This window comes from Mycobacterium sp. TH-M82 (assembly GCF_057473605.1).
Map to the genome: position 1 here is coordinate 1 of NZ_JBYCKY010000812.1, position 5,326 is coordinate 5,326.

The 5,326-nt window shown below is 66.9% G+C and carries 4 protein-coding genes; all 4 read left to right on the forward strand.

Features of this window, described 5'->3' with window-relative positions; genetic code table 11:
• The coding region (locus AC2VON_RS23780) for a phenylalanine--tRNA ligase subunit beta-related protein (RefSeq protein ID WP_486955055.1) at positions 1–149 on the forward strand (149 nt) is incomplete at its 5' end.
• 197 nt (positions 150–346) lie between these two features.
• Positions 347–1,285: a PE family protein gene (locus AC2VON_RS23785; protein WP_486955056.1), complete on the forward strand. Its 939-nt coding sequence runs from the start codon at positions 347–349 to the stop codon at positions 1,283–1,285.
• A gap of 242 nt (positions 1,286–1,527) precedes the next feature.
• A complete protein-coding gene (locus AC2VON_RS23790; protein WP_486955053.1) occupies positions 1,528–3,213 on the forward strand; it encodes a PE family protein in 1,686 nt (561 codons plus the stop codon).
• A gap of 244 nt (positions 3,214–3,457) precedes the next feature.
• The gene (locus AC2VON_RS23795) at positions 3,458–5,083 is read left to right on the forward strand and encodes a PE family protein (RefSeq protein WP_486955054.1); all 1,626 of its coding nucleotides are present in this window, start codon (positions 3,458–3,460) and stop codon (positions 5,081–5,083) included.
• Positions 5,084–5,326 lie beyond the last annotated feature (243 nt).

Genomic DNA, 5,326 nt, shown 5'->3' on the forward strand with positions numbered 1-5,326 from the left:
CGCAGATCGGCGAGGACCGCAAGTCGCTGACGTTCGCGCTGCGCTTCCGGGCGCCGGATCGCACGCTCACCGAGGACGACGCCAGCGCCGCCCGCGATGCCGCGGTGCGGTGCGCCGCCGAACGCGTCGGCGCCGAACTGCGCGCCTGAGACGGGCGGCGAAGACGCCGGCCGCGGCGATCACCCCTCGGATACGGCCATGTTTCGCAGGGATTCCGCCAACTTCCGCGTGATTACTTGCCAGTAGGAAACGCCTTCTTAGGCTCATGTCCACCAGTGCATGACCGCCGGTCATCGGGCGAAGAGTCGAGGGAGTTCTGCGATGTCATACGTGATCGCGACGCCGGATCTGGTGCGCGGCCGCGGAACCGGCCGGACCGGCCACGGGCGTGGTCAGCGCGGCCCAGGACGAGGTGTCGGTCGGGGTCGCGGCGCTGTTCGGCAACGTCGGCCGGGAGTTCCAGGCGCTCAGCGCCCAGGCGCTGCCCCCGCGCCAATTCGCCGGCTCGGCGTCATCGACCGCCGCGGGCCCGCGGCGCTGTCCGGTGCGATTCAGGCTGGCGCGCAAGGGGTTTCGCGGACCGTTGCCGGACTCGAGTCTCAGCTTGCGGTGCTGGGCACCGGCGGGGCGCCGGGACGGCGGCACCGCGACGGCAAACCCGTTCCCGTTGCTGAACGAGTTCGTCAACAACCAGTTCGGCTACGGCCGGGCGATTGCCGGCGCTTTGGGCGCCGGCCTCCAGGATCTGCCCGCCGGGTTCGCCGACGCCCCGGCGCCGTACCTGCAGCAGTTCGTCAGCCGGCAGATCGGCTACGCCCAGACCGTCGCGATATTCCTCCAGAACACGGGGGTGCAGGCCGGCTTCGGGTCGCCCGTGGCGGGCAACGCCGCGGCAGCGGTGACCGACGTCGGGCGGGGCTTCCTCAACCTGTTCTTCATGGGCTTCGACACGGTCACGGGAACCGGCGGTCTCGTCACGATCACGCCCGGCGGAGCCGCCCTGGGCGACCTGCTGCCGATCTTGTCCATCCCCCGGCAGATGGCGCAGAACCCGCGTCGGTCACGGGACCCCCCCTCCGCGGCACCCTGCCGGGCATGCTTAACTTCCTGCCGGCAGATCTCGCGGCCGCGATCGGCGGGCCCGCGGCCCGTTCATCCCTTCGCTGTCGTTCCGAGGGCCGGCGAGCTGGTCGGCATTCGCGCGCTCGGTCGGCAGACATACCCCCGGTTTCCGGCGCGGGCCGGCGACGCCAGGGCCCCTTACTTGCAAATAATGTACTTGTGAGTAATATCAATGCTCGCCCGGACGACTGTCGGTCATCTCTTTCTGGGCAGGGCATGGAAAGCACGCCGCCGCAACTGCGGTGGCGGCCGTCGGCGTACCGTAAAACGTTATCCGACAATATTTTTCATGCTTTTGTGAGAAAAGTGGGCAAATATTACCCACAAGTAGTGTCTGCTCAATTACCCTCACGTCTAACAGCGGGTCGACCGCTGGTCATCGGGCACTAAGTCAAGGAGATTGATATGTCGTTTGTGATCGCGACACCGGACCTGGTGGAGAGCGCAGCCTCCGATCTGGCCGGTATTCGTTCGTCGCTGGCTGAGGCCGCCTCGACCGCGGCGTTTCCCACCACGGGGATTGCCAGCGCGGCGCAGGACGAGGTATCGCTCGCGGTCGCTTCGCTGTTCGGCAACGTCGGCCAAGAGTTCCAGGCGCTGAGCGCCCGGGCGCAGGTGTTCCACGCACAGTTCGTGGAGATGATGAACGCCGGTGCGGGTGCCTACGCGGCGGCCGAAACCGTCAACGCCGGGCAGACGCTGCTCAACGGCAATATCGTCGGCAATATCGGCGGCACCCTTGGCGGCTCCCTCGGCGGCGTCGAGGCGGCCGTCGGGCAATTCGGCGGATCCGTCAGTGCCGGCATCAACGGCGCCGTGGGCGCGGTGCAGGCCGACGTCAGCGGGCTCTCGTCGGCGATTCTCGGTGCGCCCGCGTCGTTGTCGGGCGCGATCCAGACGGGCGCGCAAGGCGTTTCGCAAGCCGTCACCGGCTTCGGGACTCGATTCGAGGCCCTCGCCACGGGCGGGGTGCCCGGGCTGGTTACCAGCGCGAACGTCTTCGCCAACCAGATCGCCGGCCCGTACGACACGCTCGTATCCAATACCCTCGCCAACCTGCAAACCATCGGCACCACGACGATCAACAACCCGTTCCCGTTCCTGCACCAGCTCGTCAACAACCAGATCGGCTACGCGCAGACGATCGCCACGACGATCGGAAACGGTCTCGTCAACCTGCCGACCGAGTTGGCCAACCTGCCCGCGACCATCCAGGCGGGCATTCAAGGGCTGTTGGCCTTCAACCCCGTGCCGTACGTGCAGGAGTTCATCAACCAGCAGATCGGCTATGTCCAGACGGTCGTCACCGGCCTGCAAAGCGCGGCCCAGGACTTCGTCACGGGGCTGGCGGGCCTGCCGTCGGCCTTCCAATCCGCCTTCCAGGATCTGCTCGCGGGCAACGTCACCGGGGCGCTCAACGCCGTCCAGCAGGGCTTCCAGAACCTGTTCGTGACCGGCCTCAACGGCCAATTCGTCTCCCCGGATGTCATCGTCACCCCAACGGGCACGTTGGGTGACCTGTTGCCGATCCTGAGCATTCCCGGTGAGATGGCGCAGAACTTGGTCAACTTCATGCCTCCGTCCATCCCCACTCAGATAGCGCAGAACTTGACCAACCTGCTCACGACGTTCACGAACACGGCGGTCGTGGCGAACCTGAACACCGTCACCGCGGTTCACCTGACCGTTCCGTTGCTGTCAACGCTTGCGTTCGACCTGGTGGGTTCGCCGCTCACCACCTGGAACGCGGTGCAAGCGAGCGCAGGTGCGTTCCTGGGCGCCGTGCAGACCGGGGACGTCTCGGGTGCCATCGCCGCGGTCCTCGATGCCCCGGCCGTCATCACCAACGGATTCCTCAACGGGCAGATGACGGTGACCCTGCCTCCGTTCGACCTGTTCGGCTTGGCGTCGCAGACCATCATTCCGATCGGCGGGATCATCAGCCCGCTCGACACCGCCACCATCATGCTGGCCGGAAGCCCGCTTCCGACCGACACCACCAGCTTCGGCGGCATCGTTCCCGGCCTGCTGAACTACTTCCCGCAGGCACTGGCCGAGGCCATCGGCGCGCCCATCATCACCGTCAAGTAGTCGGGGCGTGGGCCAGGGCACCGGAAGAGCTCGGTGCCCTGGCCCGCAAACCACGTCGGCGATGTGCCGAACAAACGGCGCACTGGCCGACATGCGGCGACGGCTGACAACGACGGCAGTATTCGATTTCCGGCTAACGCACCCAATACATCAATTTTGCCGCGCACGCCCTGCGGGTGTGACTACGCTCACATTGCCTCGACGGCCGTCGGGTGACCGTCGATCGAGTCGATGGGAGACGGACATGTCGTTTGTACTCGTGGCGCCGGACTCGGTCCGGGCGGCAGCGCAAGGCCTGGCGGGTCTGCACGAGTCGCTGGCCCAGGCCACGGCCTCGGCCGCGGCACCGACGACCGGGATCCTGGCGGCAGCCGAAGATGAGGTGTCCGCCGGAATCGCGGCCACCTTTGGCGCCTTCGGGCAGCAATACCAATCGATCAGCGCCCAGGCGCAGACCTTCCACGAGCAGTTCGTCGCTTTGCTCAACGCCGGCGCCGGGGCCTACCTCGGCACCGAGGCCGCCAATGCCGGGCAGAACCTGCTGGGCGCGGTGAACGGTAGCGCCGCTGCGGCGTCGGCCGCCTCGCTCCTCGGCGGCACGTCGGTGGGCCAAACCGTCGGTGGAGCCCTGACCGCTGTCCAGAACGGCAGCGCGGTATCGGTGCTCTCGGGTCAACTCGGCTCCGTACTGCTGCAGGCGGGCGCGGGCACCGGCCTGGCCGCCGTCGCCAACCCCTACCAGGCCCTGTTCAACCACACGGTCGACAACCTGCAGATCCTCGGCAACACCTGGCAGGCGAACCCCGCGCCGTTCCTGCACCAGTTCCTGGTCAACCAGACGGGCTACGCGCAGGCGATCGCGGCGGACATCCGATACGTCGTCCAGAACTTCCCGACGGTGCTGGCCAACCTGCCCGCCAACATTCAGGCGGCGGTCCAGGCGCTGCTGGCCTTCAACCCGGCGCCCTACGTCCAGCAGTTCGTCGCCAACCAGATCGCCTACGCCCAGATCTGGGCCACCTCCCTGCAGAACGCCGCCCACGACTTCGGCATCGGACTGCAGCAGTTGCCGACGGCCCTCCAATCGGCTTTCCAGGCCCTGGCGGCGGGCGACGTCAACGGTGCGGTGGGCGACCTGAAGCAAGGATTCACCAATCTGTTCGTCACGGGTGTGGATGTCAGCACCACCGGAAGCCTCCCGGGGACGCTGACCGCCGATGTCCGCCTGACGGGCGCTCTGGCGGATTTGTCGCCGATCCTCACCATCCCGGGCATGAGGGCGGAGTACCTCACCAGCCTGCTGCCGCCCGGCTCCATCCCGGCGCAGATCTCGCAGAACGTCACCAACGTGCTCGACACGGTCACCGACACATCCCTCAACGCGGTGGTGGTAGCCCAGGTCATTTACGGGCCGCCTCCCTTCTACATTCCGACCGGCTTCGACTTCTCGTTGACCAACATCGCCGGGCTGCCCACCGCGCTCGCCCTCGATGCGATCGGTGCGCCGATCAACGCGGCGAACGCCCTAGGGGCCAGCACCACCGCCTTCACCGACGCGGTGCGGACCGGCAACTGGTCGGGGGCGGCCACCGCATTGATCGATGCACCGGCCGTGGTCACCGACGCCTTCCTCAACGGTCAGTCGACGCTGCCCATTGCTTTCGAGGTTTCCGGTTTTCCCGCGACGATCAACCTCCCGCTGGACGGAATTCTCGTCCCACCGACGCCGTACACCGCCTCCGTAGCCACAGGTATCCCGTTGATCGGGACGGTCACCACGACTGTCGGCGGCACGCCGATCAGCGGACTCGCGACCGGTTTGCTGATCTACGGGCCCGAGCAGCTCGCGCTGGCCATCGGCGCAGGTTAACGGCTTACCGAACGCCTGCTGCAGGCCAGCCCCGAGTTCACGCCGGGCAAACTCGTACGAGAATTATGGTTTCCGCAGACATGTGAGTGTAATCACAGTAGTCTCAAGCTTCCCAGGTTTCGCGCGGTCAACGGTGGATGGGAGACGCAGATGTCGTTTGTGGTCGCGGCGCCAGACGTGGTGGCGACGGCAGCACAAAACCTCGCGAGCATTCATTCGACGCTGAGCCAGGCGAGCGCGACG

Bases quoted from the DNA above. Each gene is read 5' to 3' on its own strand.
- AC2VON_RS23790 (WP_486955053.1), top strand. From the start codon at position 1,528: ATGTCGTTTGTGATCGCGACACCGGACCTGGTGGAGAGCGCAGCCTCC.
- AC2VON_RS23795 (WP_486955054.1), top strand. From the start codon at position 3,458: ATGTCGTTTGTACTCGTGGCGCCGGACTCGGTCCGGGCGGCAGCGCAA.